This window comes from Chitinophaga filiformis (genome assembly GCF_900102545.1).
In the GTDB taxonomy this organism is placed as follows: Bacteria; Bacteroidota; Bacteroidia; order Chitinophagales; family Chitinophagaceae; genus Chitinophaga; species Chitinophaga filiformis.
Window position 1 is genome coordinate 425843 of record NZ_FNBN01000004.1, and the last position, 15503, is coordinate 441345.

15 protein-coding genes are annotated in these 15503 nt (G+C 47.2%); 2 read left to right on the forward strand and 13 right to left on the reverse strand.

Features of this window, described 5'->3' with window-relative positions; translation table 11 throughout:
- Window positions 1–157: 157 nt before the first annotated feature.
- The 13 genes from BLR32_RS19580 to BLR32_RS19640 all read right to left on the reverse strand — a co-directional run bounded on the left by BLR32_RS19580 (window position 158) and on the right by BLR32_RS19640 (window position 11815).
- Window positions 158–1024 carry a DUF6089 family protein gene (locus tag BLR32_RS19580; protein ID WP_089834531.1) on the reverse strand — a complete coding sequence of 289 codons (867 nt, stop codon included), beginning with the start codon at window positions 1022–1024 and terminating at the stop codon, window positions 158–160.
- A 126-nt stretch (window positions 1025–1150) separates the two neighbouring features.
- Complete coding sequence (locus tag BLR32_RS19585) at window positions 1151–2038, reverse strand: NAD kinase (RefSeq protein ID WP_089834532.1); 888 nt, start codon at window positions 2036–2038, stop codon at window positions 1151–1153.
- A gap of 35 nt (window positions 2039–2073) precedes the next feature.
- On the reverse strand, window positions 2074–3429 hold the full coding sequence (locus BLR32_RS19590) for a BamA/TamA family outer membrane protein (RefSeq protein ID WP_176842352.1): 1356 nt from the start codon (window positions 3427–3429) through the stop codon (window positions 2074–2076).
- 153 nt (window positions 3430–3582) lie between these two features.
- Window positions 3583–4245 (reverse strand): CBS domain-containing protein, encoded by a 663-nt coding sequence (locus tag BLR32_RS19595; RefSeq protein ID WP_089834534.1) that lies wholly within the window; start codon window positions 4243–4245, stop codon window positions 3583–3585.
- Between the two features lie 242 nt (window positions 4246–4487).
- Window positions 4488–5255 carry an alpha/beta fold hydrolase gene (locus BLR32_RS19600; protein WP_089834535.1) on the reverse strand — a complete coding sequence of 256 codons (768 nt, stop codon included), beginning with the start codon at window positions 5253–5255 and terminating at the stop codon, window positions 4488–4490.
- 71 nt (window positions 5256–5326) lie between these two features.
- On the reverse strand, window positions 5327–5869 hold the full coding sequence (locus BLR32_RS19605) for a CvpA family protein (protein ID WP_089834536.1): 543 nt from the start codon (window positions 5867–5869) through the stop codon (window positions 5327–5329).
- 73 nt (window positions 5870–5942) lie between these two features.
- Complete coding sequence (locus BLR32_RS19610) at window positions 5943–6395, reverse strand: GatB/YqeY domain-containing protein (protein ID WP_089834537.1); 453 nt, start codon at window positions 6393–6395, stop codon at window positions 5943–5945.
- Between the two features lie 24 nt (window positions 6396–6419).
- On the reverse strand, window positions 6420–6767 hold the full coding sequence (gene gldC / locus BLR32_RS19615; protein ID WP_089834538.1) for a gliding motility protein GldC: 348 nt from the start codon (window positions 6765–6767) through the stop codon (window positions 6420–6422).
- Between the two features lie 50 nt (window positions 6768–6817).
- The gene (locus BLR32_RS19620; protein ID WP_089834539.1) at window positions 6818–7912 is read right to left on the reverse strand and encodes a glycosyltransferase; all 1095 of its coding nucleotides are present in this window, start codon (window positions 7910–7912) and stop codon (window positions 6818–6820) included.
- 265 nt (window positions 7913–8177) lie between these two features.
- Window positions 8178–8600 carry a hypothetical protein gene (locus BLR32_RS19625; RefSeq protein ID WP_089834540.1) on the reverse strand — a complete coding sequence of 141 codons (423 nt, stop codon included), beginning with the start codon at window positions 8598–8600 and terminating at the stop codon, window positions 8178–8180.
- A 57-nt stretch (window positions 8601–8657) separates the two neighbouring features.
- Entirely contained in the window at window positions 8658–9803 is a 1146-nt protein-coding gene (locus tag BLR32_RS19630) for an ABC transporter permease (RefSeq protein WP_089834541.1), read from the reverse strand.
- 5 nt (window positions 9804–9808) lie between these two features.
- Entirely contained in the window at window positions 9809–10951 is a 1143-nt protein-coding gene (locus BLR32_RS19635; protein WP_089834542.1) for a glycosyltransferase, read from the reverse strand.
- 60 nt (window positions 10952–11011) lie between these two features.
- Entirely contained in the window at window positions 11012–11815 is an 804-nt protein-coding gene (locus BLR32_RS19640; RefSeq protein WP_089834543.1) for an alpha/beta fold hydrolase, read from the reverse strand.
- A gap of 72 nt (window positions 11816–11887) precedes the next feature.
- Between BLR32_RS19640 and BLR32_RS19645 the strand changes: the two genes are divergently transcribed.
- Complete coding sequence (locus BLR32_RS19645; protein WP_089834544.1) at window positions 11888–13681, forward strand: acyl-CoA dehydrogenase family protein; 1794 nt, start codon at window positions 11888–11890, stop codon at window positions 13679–13681.
- An 85-nt stretch (window positions 13682–13766) separates the two neighbouring features.
- Window positions 13767–15503 carry an N-acetylmuramoyl-L-alanine amidase gene (locus BLR32_RS19650; protein ID WP_089834545.1) on the forward strand — a complete coding sequence of 579 codons (1737 nt, stop codon included), beginning with the start codon at window positions 13767–13769 and terminating at the stop codon, window positions 15501–15503.

The following is a 15503-nucleotide window of genomic DNA, read 5'->3' on the forward strand; positions in this document are numbered from 1 at the left end:
CCTTTCCCGGCCAAGGGGGATGGGGGGTTTTAACGTAGTTTTAACAGCGAAATCCTTTACTGATCGCAGTTTGACGCCAAAAACCTGTTATAGAAATTTCACAAAATAGGCAAATTGCCCTTATTGAACGGCAAACAGGCTGTCCATGACTGCGAAACTAGAATTTACATCTGTAAGAGGTGAATAAAACAGCGATAGTTAACTCTGCGGTAACAAACTGGTCCCTATCACGGCTGTTTCCCCGTTGACGTCCTGCTATCCCGATACGGTCGCCGGTAGCATAAGAACGGTCCTGCAACAGGTAAGCCGCCGTATTATGTCCCTGAGCGTCAGGCGGAAAGACGGCCGTACCGGCATAAGTGGTGCTCACATCATCCAGGTAGTCCGTCTGTGTAAACCGGTACAGAACTTCCAGTCCCAGGTTCACCTTGCGGGACAGGTTGTACTTAAAACCGCCTCCCAGCGTAAATGCAAAAGAAGTCAGGCTGTAAGGTTTCCTGTCAGGATACATGGCGCTTCCCTGCCCTTCCGTACGAAGCGGTTGCAGGTGGTATTTCCGGCCATTCAGATAAGCATAAGGGTTAAAGTAGAAGATCGACCCTCCGCCGGTAAAATAAGGAGTAAAACGATAATATTGAGAGCCCGGTTCAAACCGGAAGAAGTTGAAATCACCCTGTACACCCAACTCATAAAGATTGGTATTAAAACTCAGGTTCCTTCTGCGCTGGAAATCGTTGTTATTGTAAATATCAGAATATCCCAGTTGCATGAAACGACCGTGGACCCTCACACCCACGTAGTCATTCATGTACTTCCGGTAATAGATCCCAATAGAAGGCTTGGGAGCATTCAGGGCGCCTCTCGTATTGAGATCGCCAAAATAATGAGCCGCGCCTACTGAAAAACCCAGTTCACCGGTATATGTCAGCTCATTCTGCGCAAAGGCAGGCGTCAGAAACAGGGATATCACTGCTACGAGGCCGGACTTTAAGAAACACTTGAAAAAAAGGTAAGGTTTGCCCATAGATCGGTACTGCTTAACGCGACGATAATTCCTTAAACGCGATTATCCCTGCTTTTGGTATTAAATAAATCAAACAAATGTAATGAAAAAACTTAATGTGCTAATTAACAGCCATCTAATATATGATCATTTTGATCTATTCCTCGTATCGATGCCCCAGAGTAACTTGTTCCGCAAGGTATGTAGAAAATTGTTATCATCAAGACGTAAGAGGCTGATTTTGAAATCTTCTTTCTTAATTGCCAGCTGCACCGTGTTGTCAATAGTTTCCATCCTGGAGTCCAGGGTACACAGGAACTGATCGCTGCGGCCCTCCACTTCGAACGAGATCACATGATTGTCGGGCACGATGATAGGCCTTACATTGAGGTTATGGGGCGCCACAGGCGTAATCACAAAACTGCCTGCATCCGGGAATACCACTGGTCCGCCGCAACTGAGCGAATACCCGGTGGAGCCGGTAGGAGTAGCTACTATCAGACCATCTGCCCAATATGTGTTCAGGAATTCTCCGTTCAGGTAAGTATGGATCTTCACCATGTTGGAAGTATCCTTCTTGTGGATGGTAAAGTCATTGAGCGCATAAGGCACTTCTCCGAAAAGCCCTACATTGGAGTCCAGGTGCAGCAAAGTACGTTTATCCACTACATAGGTGCGTTGCTTCAATGTCTGCACCACGGCATTGATCGCATCCTTCCCGATGCTGGCCAGAAATCCCAGCCTTCCGAAATTGATACCCAGCACCGGTACATTCGTATCCCGCACATAACATACGGTATCCAGCAGGGTACCGTCGCCTCCAAGGCTGACCAGGATATCTGCCTGTCCGTGCAGGTCCGCTGCACAACAAAATGTAGCAGGCGGTTTGCTGTACCGGATGTGTGGTTGCAGCGCTTCGCAGAAAGGTTGATAAATGACGGCTTCCATTTCCTCCCGTGCTAATTCATCCAGCAATAACTGGATGATGGGCAGGTCTTCTGGTACAAATCCTCGGCTGTAAATAGCAATTTGCATAATCGTTCTCAATAGCGCTGCAGGTAAAGCAGCTATTACATGTCCAGTTTAGTGTGTAAAAATAACCCTTTTTGCCCTAACTGATTTATACTGTACTCTACACGAAGACAGGCATCATAAAAAGAAGCAATGTCCAGCCCCAGTCCCCCGGTATATAAAAAGCGGTTGTTCAGCATGCCGTACCCGTACTGTTTACTGTAGGAATAACCGGCATCCGTATACACTTTCAGCATGACACGAAAGGGCACTGAGCTGAATTTGGCAGGTACCAGCGGCAGATGCACATTAAAGTTCATCACCTCTCTTTTCATGGTAGACCTGACTATAAAAAAGCTGGTGCCATCTACCACAAAGTACTCCAATCCCCTGAGATAATCCTCCTGGTATCCCATTGCCCGTTGATTCAGGTAGGGCTGATCAGCAGGCAGCTTCGCCTGTGCGCGCAATCCCACTACGCCGTATGTCTTATGAAAAAGTGGCCAGTAGCGGGCTACTCTCAGCCTTAATCTTACATGATCGATATCGTTCAGCGGACCTATTCCCATTTTCTCCACTTCCGCCAGCAACAATATCCCTTTCAACGGATAGGTCCAGCTGTCTGCCTTTGAATATCTCAGTCTGTATATGAGATTGAGATATCTTATCTCCCTGCGTCCGTTACCCAGATAGTCAGGATGCAGGATGGCAACAGAGTCGCCTATCTTTTCTGCCGTATAGGTCAGGAATACCTGGTGGCGGGTATTGATCGCTTTGCGGTAGCTATAGCTTAACCCAGCTGTATAGACCTGTCTCAGGAATTCATCCTTCCGGAAAAAGTGCTGCTTATTCCCTGCTGTGCTGTCATTGATTTCACGATTACGACTATAGGAAAAGATGAGCCCCATACCATGCCGGAAAGACTTGTCTAAGTAGGGCAGGTCATAGTTCAGTGATACACGCTGTGTATATCCTATCTGGAATTCTGCACGCACATCATCATTACGGCCGGTCAGATTGCTCTGGTACAGACTGACGCCCACGTTCACCCGGTTCAGGCTGCGCTTCTGCTCTACCCACCACTGGTTGAAATTCCTGTCTGCCAGTTCAAAAATAGGAATCGGAAAAGTGTACCACCGCTCTGATACGGTGACCACGAGATCCGCATAATCGCCTTCCCAGTTCATTACGTTTACATGCACCGTCAGGAAAAGGGAGGTATTTATCAGTTGTTTCCGTTTGACCTCAAGTGCTGTGGATAAGTTCCGGAGATAGATCGTATCGCCCGGCGCGAGGCCCGATTCCCGCAGGATGACATTGGTACGGGTTTTCTTATTTCCTTTCACCGTCACCTGACGGATCACCAGGTAGGCATTTTCCGGCGAACTGATGACAGTTGCGGATTCCTGCGCCACACAGTAGTGTGTTATAGTCAGGCATAGGACAAATAATACCCAATAGCGGATAGGCTTCATTGAGAACAGCAGAACAGTTGTTGGTTACGGGAAGTTAAAGTAGTGGTAATATGCGACAGATCAAAACAGGGAAGATGAAGATTCCGTCAATTATTACATGCTGATATAATTCATCAGCAGGTCATAGTTCTTTTTCAGCAGGTCTTCTTCCTGCTCTTCCGTAATGGTATATTTAATATTGTAGTTGAAACGTTCGAAAGTAGCCAGCAATCCATGCAGTTCCTGACGGTTTGTTTTCAGGAGCACTTCCAGCCGGCCGGAAGCAGGATTGGTAATGGTGCTCACGCTCAGCAGTGTTACATCATTTGATTCTGCGATACGGGCTATTTCACTGAGGCTGTAATCACGCGGATCAAGGTCCAGCGCCAGTATACCTCCATGTTCCTTCACACCGTTGTATTGTGCCAGCGCAGACAGCAGGCTGTCTTTGGTGAGCACGCCGATATATTCTTTTTCCTGGCTGATAACAGGCAGTACGGCAAGTTTCATTTCATGGAAGAGACGTATGGCTTCAAAGAAATGTGCATTCTCTGCAATAGCCGGTTTAGGGCCGTTGTATTCCATATTCTCCAGCGCTACTTCCGGATCTTCCAGGTCCAGTATGTCATCTTCCTCTACCAGCGCCAGGTACTTGTTTTCCAATACCAGCGGCAGTTGCGTCAGATGATATTCATTCATCAGGCGCAGTGCCCTAGATCCCGGATCCAGTGGATGCAGAATAGGAACAACCGTTGATATCAGATCTCTTGCCAGCATTGTGTATTAGACTATTATGATACAATAATAAGAAAAGAATCGCGAACAGTGCTTTTACGCGAAAGAATTATGATAAGCGGGTACACTGTTTATATATACGAAACGCCGGTTTATTATGGTTTGTTACATGAGATACCGGGAATCTTTTTCTTCAAACAGAGAGGCTGCCTCCTTTTGGAAACAGCCTCTCGTAAAATCTTTATTCGCCAAGGTTTATAGCATCAGTTTTACAGTTGTCCGGTTTATTGATCTTTCAACTTGTCAAGAAAAGGATGCAGGATTTTGTTGAATTCTTCCGGCCGCTCCATCATTGGTGCGTGACCGCATTTATCGATGAAATGCAGTTCTGAGTTAGGTATGAGCTTTTTGAACTCCTCGCCTACCATTGGTGGCGTTACAGTATCGTTCAGTCCCCAAACGAGCAGTGTAGGTATTTTAATCTCACGCAGTTCTTCGCCCAGGTTGTGGCGGATAGCAGATTTTGCCAGGGTGATGATCTTGATCACCTTGAGGCGGTTAGTAGTGATATCGAACACTTCGTCTACCAGTTCTTTGGTAGCCATAGCAGGATCATAGAAAGTCAGCTCCGTTTTCTTACGGATGTATTCATAATCTCCGCGCTTAGGATAAGTTTCTCCCATACCGTTTTCAAACAAACCGGAACTACCTGTGAGTATCAATGATTTAACAGGCGCTTCAGGATGTTTGAGCAGGTATACGAGTCCCACGTGTCCTCCGAGAGAGTTACCCAGAAGGTGCACGTTGGTGTATCCCATCGTCTCAATAAACTTGTGAACGTATTTTGCCAGTCCTGCTACAGACGTATCCAGAATATTCAGATCAAACAGAGGTAAAATCGGAACCACCACTCTATTATAGTGACGGAAATGATCAATCAAACCAGAGAAGTTGCTCATCGCACCGAATAAACCATGCAGCAGTACTAATGGCTCTCCCTCCCCTTCCTCAATGAATTTAAACTTTCCCTGTGTTTTAATTTCGTAAACCATTGCCAAAGCTTGAAAGTCAATTTTGCGCTAAAATAATTCTTTTTATTAATTCAAATAATCTTTGAAGCGAGCTAAGTAGATTGTATTTCTTTCGCTGCGTTGTCAAAAAATGACTGTAGATTTTCAAACATATCCTTAAAAACAGGAACGATTTTACCCCACAAATTCATCATCACCGGTCCCAGATGTTCTATGTAGGGATAGACTACCGATTGCATCTTGAGTTCCGGGCTTAACCAGTACAGTTGATTGGCAATCCATAAAAGGATGCTGTATACGATGATAAAGATAGCACTATATAATATAATTCCACCTAATTTGTTTAACCAGCCCAGCATTGCCGCTTCCACCATCTTCTGGATAAGGGTAGCCCCGAACCTGACAGCGAACACTACTCCTACAAAAAGTGCAATAAAGGATAAAACCGGTAACCAACGGGTATGCATCCCCCAATGTTCCTGTGCATACAGGGCAGTCACTGTGGATAGTTTCAACGCAACTGCAAGTCCCAGGGTGACCGCAATAAAAGAGAAAACGGCTACGATAAGCCCCCGGCTGTATCCTTTATATATGGCTATTACCATCAGGATGGCGAAAACTATATCTATGCCCATGATTTCAATAGGATAAAAAGGGAGATACCGGATAACCGGCCAATACGCGTCTGGTCAGTCATCCGGTACCTGGTTATTTAGCCAACAGTTCTTTTACCAGTGTGGAAATAGCCTTTCCATCGGCCTTTCCGGCCAGTTGTTTGGAGGCTACGCCCATTACCTTACCCATATCGGCAGGTGAACTGGCGCCTGTTGCGGCGATTATTTCAGTAATAGCAGTTCTCAGTTCCGCTTCATCCATCTGTTTTGGCAGGTATTTTTCAATCACTGCCAGCTCCTCTTCTTCTTTTACGGCGAGGTCTTCACGGTTCTGTTTACGGAATATCTCCAGGGAGTCTTTCCTTTGTTTAGCCAGCTTCTGCAGGAGTTTTGTTTCGTCATCCTGAGTCAGCTCTGCTCCACCACCTTCTGCTGTTTTGGCCAGCAATATTGCAGCTTTGATAGCGCGCAGGGCACGCAGTTCAGCTTCACTTTTTGCCAGCATCGCTGCCTTGATGGCGGCGTTAACATTTAATTCTAATGACATATGTGGTTGTTTTAAGGTTATGGCTTATTGTTCCGCCTTCTGCTTTTCTTCGAATTTCTTATAGAAATCTTTGGCAAAAGCACGGAGATCATCCGCCTGGTCCTTGTATGGCGTTGCACGCTGATAAGTATCAGCCATGGTCATTAATGTCTGGAAAAAGAAATCAGCCATTTCATCCACCATCATTTGTTTTGTCCATAAGTCTATACGCAGCGCGGTTTTGTCTCCACCATCCCAAAAGGCGATCATCATTGCCTTTGCCTGCTGGAAACGGTCTGACTCAGAGCTGTCAGTTGCCCTCCATTCTATATTTTCAGGTATCCTGTCATTGTCCAGGCCCACCTGAATCTGTATGGTAGATGTCTTTCCCATGATATTAGTTGTTCCCAAATTTTAAGAACCGCAAATTTAGTATTAATTGGCTAATCTATAATCAGTGCGTCAAATGCCGCTGTCCCGCCTGCCTTCTTTATTTTACCCAGCAGTCGGCTTCTCAGTTCCTCATCTTTATACAGCAGGCACATTTTATCTGCCAGGTCTTCCAGGTTTTCCGGGTCGGTATATAGAACCGCATCTCCGCCCGCTTCCCTTGCTGCTGCGCCTTCCATGGCAATAACCGGCACTTCACACTGCATAGCAGCATATACCGGCATCGCTACTCCTGCAAAACGTGTTGGATACACCAGGGCATAAGCGCCTGCCACTATTCCCGCCAGGCTGGCCTGATCGGCATCCGGTATTAACACCACATCATTCCGGTATTTATAGGAGGGTAATGAACCTGTGATTTCCGCACCAGCGGCTGTTTCTGATCCTACCAGTAACAATTTCATATTCGAATGCAACCTGCGCTTCAATGCAGAAAATGCCTTGAGCAGGGGCATCAGGTTATTTTTCGGGTGGATACTACCTACCGCCACGAAATACTCCACGCTGCCGGCATAAGTGCTCTTCACGTCCTCCCTATCCTCCCATTGCAGCGGCTGATAACTGCTGTCAATAGCAGGCAGCAATACACGCAGTTTAGCGGCGGCATCAGGAGCATACTGCAATATATCCTGTTCCAGCGTATGCGACAGCACAATCACCTTTTTTGCCTGCCGGATATACCTGACCAGGTTCTTTTTCAGAAAGCGTTGTCTGGAAACCGGTATACCGGCTACTCCATGCAGAAAGCCCATGTCGCTGATCACCAGGTGCGCCGGTACCTTACTACGTAAAGGTATTTTCCCGTCCATGCCCAGGAAAAGATCTAACTGTTGTTTCTTAATAGCGCTGACCAGCTTCCATTCCAGCCACAGGTACTGCTGCCAGCTGCGATGCCCCGCAAGCGGGACCACCACAGTTGTCACATTCTCCGGCCACTGTAAAGCTGCCGGCGGAGCCTGATCAAAAAAGAAAATGAACTGGTGTTCCGGGTGTGACCGGCATAGTCCCGACAGTAGATCCCTGATGATATTACCTGTATCCGCAGGGGTATCCTGCAACACACAGGAGGCATTCACTCCTATACGCATAGTTTAGCTGCTTAATCTGCAGGTGCAAAGCTATGCAGAAATAAGAATTACGGAGGATGATTTAGGAAAATGCAAAGTTAAAATACTATTAAGAAAGCCTGGTTTCAGTTGTGTTGCTTGTTCGTCGCTTGTTCGTCGCTAGTTCGTTGCTTCTTCGCTGCTTGTTCTCTCTTAATCCCAATAAAAAAGCCAAACCCTTACTGGTAAAGGATCTGGCTCTAAAGTATAATAACAGGTCGTATCACGAAGTGATACTATTTTACCTTTATTCGTCTGATTTATTTGTGATCCAGAAAGTCTTCGTGATCTTGTTATTCTCGTTGCTACCGGAAGTAATGGTGATAGTCACCTTTACTGTACGGACCGGTTCCAGTCCCACCAGGGTAACATTGATAACACTGTCTTTGGAAGGTGCTACCGGGTTCTGAGGGAATACAATACCCCCCGGATCGGTGATAGCGTCCACTTTGATATTTACACCACCCTCAGGCATGACAGAATTGATCTTTACCTGGAAAGTATAGCTGCTACCGGGAGATGCGGTATATTGTCCTTCCGCTACGTTTTCTAAGGTCACCTTCAGGCCTTCCTCTTCAGGCTTAGGCTCAATAGGTCCTTTTTTCTTGCAGGCGGAAAATGTGATTGCTAAGAGGGCTAAGGTTGTAAAAAGATATGATTTCAAAGGCATAGTAAAGATTTATGGATAAGGGTAAAATTAGTCGTTTTTTTAATGCGATCCAAGTGTTTACTGCCGCACATCCATGGCGTCCCGTAGCCCGTTCCCTAACAGATTAAAGGCCAATACCATCACCATAATAGCCAATCCGGGAATTAACGCCAACATCGGGTTGTGGGTGATGATGAAGTTATAGTTCTCCTTGATCATCAGGCCCCAGGAAGGCTGCGGCGGCTGTACACCTACTCCCAGGAAGCTAAGACCCGCTTCGACCACAATAGCGGTGGCAAAATTGCCTGCTGCTACCACCATCACCGGACCCAGAATATTGGGCAGTATATGCCGGCCTATCGTCCGTGCATGACCAAAGCCCAGGGCCCTGGTAGCTTCTATAAAAGGCAGTTCCCGCAATGCCATTACCTGCCCGCGGATAATCCTGGCTACATTTACCCACATGGTCAGTCCTACGGCAATGAATACCTGCCAGAAACCCTTACCCAGTGCCAGCGTAATAGCAAATACCAGCAGTAAGGTAGGCACCGCCCAGATCACATTCACCAGCCACATGATCACTTCATCGGTCACTCCCCGGAAATAACCAGCCACTGCCCCCAATACAATACCAATGGTCAGGGAAATGATCACAGCAATACAACCCACACTCAGACTTACCCTTGTTCCCACCAGCAGGCGGCTCAGAATGTCCCTTCCGAATTTATCCGTTCCCAACCAATAGGTGCGTTCTTTAATCCTGTTACTGACAATCTCCTGCTGCCATTGCTTTAACCTGTTACCAGGCACCATATCCTTTGCAAATAATACCTTCCCCAGGTTATACCGCTCTGTCACTGTTTCCTCCTCATCCATGTATTTCGCTACAACGATGTCGTTGCCGGCAAAACGCCAGCTACGGACAGGGATATAGGTAACCGTATCAGGCTGTCCGTTTATCAGCCTGGAGAAAAAGCCCGTTCGACTTACCTGTCGTTCCGCCTGCATGGCCAGTACATGAATACGGAAGCCTGGTTTTTGGCCGCTGGTCTCCAGCATCATCCTGTTGGCATACGGCGTACCGTCTGGTGCCAGCTGGTAGGCCAATACACTAACTATCACCGCTATCACAATCAACAGCATGCCTGCTACGGCACCTGTATTGCGCCGCAATCTTTTCCAGGCATTACTGCCAAATGATGACCTGCTGTTGCTGTCAGACATATTGCTTATTTGACTTTTCGTCCCTTCCACTGGTAAGAACCAAACTTACCCAGCCAACCTGCTACTACAATGTAAGGAATATGGAAGAACTGTCCGGGAATAAACCTTGATAATAAAGCAGTTTTATCAAAGAAACGCGCGACAGGTACCATAAAATAAAACTCAACCAGGATCTTATAGATCAGCAACCCAACGAACCACATGCGCCATGCCGGCAGGAACAGCGCTGCAATACCTGCCAGCAACATACCCGCGTTCCAGAAATATACCAGCGCCAGTACCCAGGTCAGTCGTTTATCATCGTATTTATCTGCTTTGGAAGACCAGCGTATCCGCTGGTGCATGAATGCCTTAAATGTATCTACCGGCAAGGTACGTACAATCGTCTCCTCACTCTTCATGTATAATACACCGGCCGGATATGCACGATAGATCTTGAACATCAGCAGCATATCATCGCCGGAGGCAATATTATCTATTCCTTTGAAACCTCCTACTTCGTAAAACACCTTACGTTCATACGCCAGGTTAGCACCATTACACATCGTACCTGACTTCAATGCGGCCAATGCACCTGTAATACCCTGCATCGTCATGAAGTCCAGCGACTGCAAAACTTTGAAGAAGTTATGCTCCTGGTAAAAACTAACCGGCGCGGCAATGAATTTAGGCTGATAGGTTTCATAAAACTGTACCATCCGTGTGATCCATTCAGGTCCCATCACACAATCAGCATCAGTGGTCATGATGATATCGCCGGTAGCGCGTTCCACCGCCATTTCTATCGCCTTCTTTTTATAGGAATTCAGTCGCTGTTCTGCGCTCAGATGTTGACTCAACTGTAACAGCTGCACATTGGATGCAGGAAAATGTCTTACTACATCAGCCGTAGCATCCGTAGAAAAATCATCGATCACAATTACTTCGAATAAATGAGCGGGATAGGTCTGTGCCTTTAATGCCTGTAAAAGAGGAGGCAGATTCGCTTCCTCATCCCTCGCGGGAATGATCACTGTTACCTTTGTATGACCGCTTACAGGTTTCGCAGGTTTGAAAGCGGGCAAACTTTTCCAACCCTGTCCATAACGTAACATTAAATAACCGTAAACAAGACCTAAGCCGAACAGGATCGATAGAATAATATACATAGCCGAGACGATAGTCTGCAGAGCATTATCTGCAGATGATTGTATGTTGTTGTTACTATTTTAAAAACTATGGTTTTTAATCACTTCTGCCGCATCTTCACCAATGAGCTGATGTCCCTTTTCCATTACCACCATTTCGCATGGGAAGGTACCATCCATAAAGCGTACGCCCAACACGGGCGGTATTACGCGGTCATATTTTCCGAACAGCAGTAGTGTCTGTATCTTATACTTTTTCAGCAGCTGTTTACACAGTTTTCTGTCCGGCATCATCTTACCCATACAGGTCCACACAAAATACACCCGTTCCCGCTTTTCCAAAGTGTTCATACTGTTGAAAGTGAACTTGTGCAGTCCTTTACTGATAAAACGCATTCCGCGCCAGGTATGCAGCAATCCGAAGAACAACTGCGGATGGTAAGTGCAGTATTTAAACAGTTTATTGCCGGTACGTGTCTGTGTGGCAAATAGGTGCCAGGAATTATCTTTTAACCCATCCGCTGCCAGCAGGTACAGGCGGTCTATCTTTTCTGCCAGCAGTTGCACAGCGCATAAAGCTACCCTCCCTCCCATACTATACCCCATCAGGGAAAAAGTAGAAAAGCCATACTGTTCCAGAATGAGTAATATTACTGCTTTCAGATCATCCATCTCAAATGCCCGCTCTTCGTTCCACTCTGTCAGTCCGTGCAGGGGCATATCCAGCGCTACAATTGTAAAATGTTGTCCCAGTGTGTAATGCAGCCGGCTAAAGGTATTGGCATTTTCACCAAAACCGTGCAGGCAGATGAGCAATTCCTCTCCTGTTCCATCGCTGACAGCATGGAAAAGGCTTTTCCGATATGGGAAAAAAGAGGAGGACATGACACAAATGTATCAACTTTTGCCGTTTGGCCTAAACTAAGTAAATTACAATAGGACCAAAAAAAATTCAGGATGGATGCCACAGTTGATAACAAACACGCCTTGAAAGGCGTGGAATTCCTCGTCAAAGAAACCCCTGCCAACGAAGTCTTTACACCCGAAGATTTCAACGAAGAGCAACGTATGATCAGAGAAATGGCGGAACAGTTTGTAGCCAAAGAAGTTACTCCGGTATTAGACCGTATTGACAAACTGGAAGAAGGCCTGATGCCCTCCCTGCTGGACAAAGCAGGTGAACTGGGATTGTTGGGCGCTGCTTTTCCGGAAGAATACGGCGGACTGGGGAAAGATTTCGTTACGGCTACCCTGATCAATGAAGCACTCGGCGCCGGCCACTCTTTCTCTGTTGCCATGGCCGCGCATACCGGTATCGGTTCCTTACCTATCCTGTACTTCGGTACAGAAGCGCAGAAACAGAAATATATCCCCTCTCTCGCCAGCGGAGTGATGAAAGGTGCATATGCCCTCACAGAACCCAACTCCGGATCAGATGCACTGAGCGCCAAGACCACAGCGAAGCTGTCGAACGATGGTAAATTCTACCTCCTGAACGGCCAGAAATGCTGGATCACCAATTCCGGTTTTGCGGATGTATTTACTGTATTCGCTAAAATTGACGGCGAACATTTCACAGCATTCATCGTAGATAAAGATACTCCGGGATTCACACTAGGTGCCGAAGAACATAAAATGGGTATCAAAGGATCTTCCACCAGGCAGATCTATTTTCAGGATGCCAAAGTGCCTGTAGAAAACGTACTGGGAGAGATCGGTAAAGGCCATCTTATCGCCTTCAACATCCTCAACATTGGTCGTCTGAAACTGTGTGCGGCCGCTATTGGCGCCGCCAAAGCCGTTACTACCATCACGGTGCAGTACGCCAATACCCGCGAACAATTTAAACAGCCTATCGCCAATTTCGGCGCTATCAAACATAAACTGGGTGAAATGGTGATCCGGAACTGGGTATGTGAATCAGCCCTGTACCGCACCGCCCAACTCATTGACGAGAAAGAAAAAGAACTCGTAGCAGCAGGTAAGCCATTTGCAGAAGCCTTACTGGGCGCTGCAGAGGAATATGCCGTGGAATGCGCTATCCTGAAAGTGAACGGTTCCGAAGCGCTGGACTTTTCTGTGGATGAAGGCGTACAGATACATGGAGGTAACGGTTTCAGTGATGAATATGTCATCTCCAAATCCTACCGCGACAGCCGTATCAACCGCATATTCGAAGGCACCAATGAGATTAACCGTCTGCTGGCCCTCGATATGACACTGAAACGTGCACTGAAAGGCCGCCTGGACCTCATGACGCCTGCCATGAATGTAATGAAAGAGCTGATGAGCATTCCTGAATTCGGCAATGACGATGAAACACCTTTCGGCACGGAGAAAAAAGCGATCGCTAACTTCAAGAAAGCCATTCTGCTGGTAGCAGGAGGTGCTGTGCAGAAACTGATGCAGGACCTGCAGAATGAGCAGGAAATCCTGATGAACATCGCTGATATGGCCATCGAGACATTCACCGCAGAAAGTGCGCTCCTGCGTCTGTTGAAAAGAGTAGAACTGGAAGGCGAAAGCGCCAATGCTATACAGGCAGATATCGTCCGTACTTATATCAACGATACGGCTGACCGTATCAACAAGTACGCGAAAGATGCCATCAATTCATTCGCCAGCGGTGATGAACAACGTATGATGCTACTCGGTATCAAACGCTTCACGAAAACCGTACCTTTTAACACCAGGGATGCACGCAGACGCATCGCTGATAAACTGATCGCAGAAAATAAATACGCCTGGTAAGCTTCACCATCGCAATTTTTCAATATTTTCGAGTGCCATCCGTAAGAGCGGGTGGCATTTTTTTTGTTTACTTTGTCGTGGGACTATGAGGAGATTCGCACTATTAATACTGATACAAACAGCGTATACAGGTCTACAACTGCATGCACAGGCTTTCCTGAAGATGGTACAACCTCTCAGGACAGAGATCAATACCAGCAGCGCCAGACAATACTTTTCCGGCCGCACATGCGAGGGCTGTAAGGTATTGCTGAACAATGACAGCATTTACGTATACCCCAACGGTGTATTTGCGCTGAAGCGTGACCTGAAACCAGGGAAAACGACCATGGTACTTTCTTCTACTGACAGCACAGGGAAATTCGTATCACGCACTTATCATTTCTACTATAATCCGCCACCTCCATTGCGGGTGACGCCTTCTTTCCGTATCGACTATGTAACAATATCGCCTAAATCAAACGCTACCCTTTCGGCAGGCGATACCTTACGGGTACGTATGAAGGGTTATCCCGGCGGACAGGCCAGCTGGTTTAACGGCACGCCTATTCCGGAATTGCCTGCTGCACAGACAAGCGGGATTGCCGGCTTTTACAGCGGTTATTATGTGCTGACAGAGGCAGACTCCCTGCTGGATGGCAAGATCAATGTGTTCCTAAAGTATAAAGGACAGTCAGCAGTACTGCCCGGCACATTCCGCTATACCTTTCAGCGCAACTCACAGCTGACAGCCCGCACCATAGATGATCAGACCTACCTGACTATCTCTCCCGACGGGGACAGGTTAGGACCTGAAAAAATGGGCTACCTGGATGGAGACGTGCTACTGCATGTAAGCGGCAGGGAAGGTAGTCACTACCGGGTAAAGCTCAGCGCCAACCAGTTTGCCTATATTCCTGAAAGCCTGGTGGATACAATGACCGTAACAGAACCGGCGCCTCAGAGTATCGTAAACGAGGCACGGGTATGGAGTGATAAACAATTCGACTATATCTCCATTGGCCTGGCCGACAAACTGCCTTATCTCTCCACCCAGGAAGTCAATCCAGGTAAGCTCATCGTCGACATCCATGGTGCTATGTCAGAACCTGGCTTTCTGCCGGAAACACAGAGTACGGGAGAGATCAGCCGGATAGACTGGCAACAGGTAAGCCCCGACGTATTCCGTATAGCAGTTTCACTAGCGCATAACCAGCCCTGGGGCTACAAGTTATTTTATACAGACAGCAACCGGCTGACCATCCGGATCAAACACCAGCCGCCCAGTTTGCAGCTGAAAGACCTGACTATTGCAGTCGATGCCGGTCATGGGGGAGGCAATATCGGCACTGCCGGCGCTATGGGTGTAGCTGAAAAACAGCTGACCCTGATTATGGCCATGCTGGTAAAGGTAGCCCTGGAGAAAGAGGGCGCCCATGTCATCACCACAAGGGTAAGCGATGTATTTGTGGACAACCAGGCACGTTTGTACAATTACCGCCAGCTGGCGCCTGACTTACTGCTGAGCATTCACATGAACTCTTCCATAAATCCGGTGGATGTGAAAGGCACCGCCAACTACTACAAATACCCCTTCTGTGAACCACTGAACCGGCATATCCACAACCGGCTCCTGGAAACGGGGCTGGCAGACTTTAAGAATAATCCCAACTTTAACTTCATCCTGAACATGCCTACAGAGATGCCTACCGCCCTCATAGAAACGCTTTTTCTCAGTTACCCGGAAGATGAGATCCGGATACTGGACGAAGACTTCCGGTTGGTGCTGGCAGACAAGATCGTGCAGGGTATCAAAGACTTCCTGCAGGAAGCGGGAAAATAA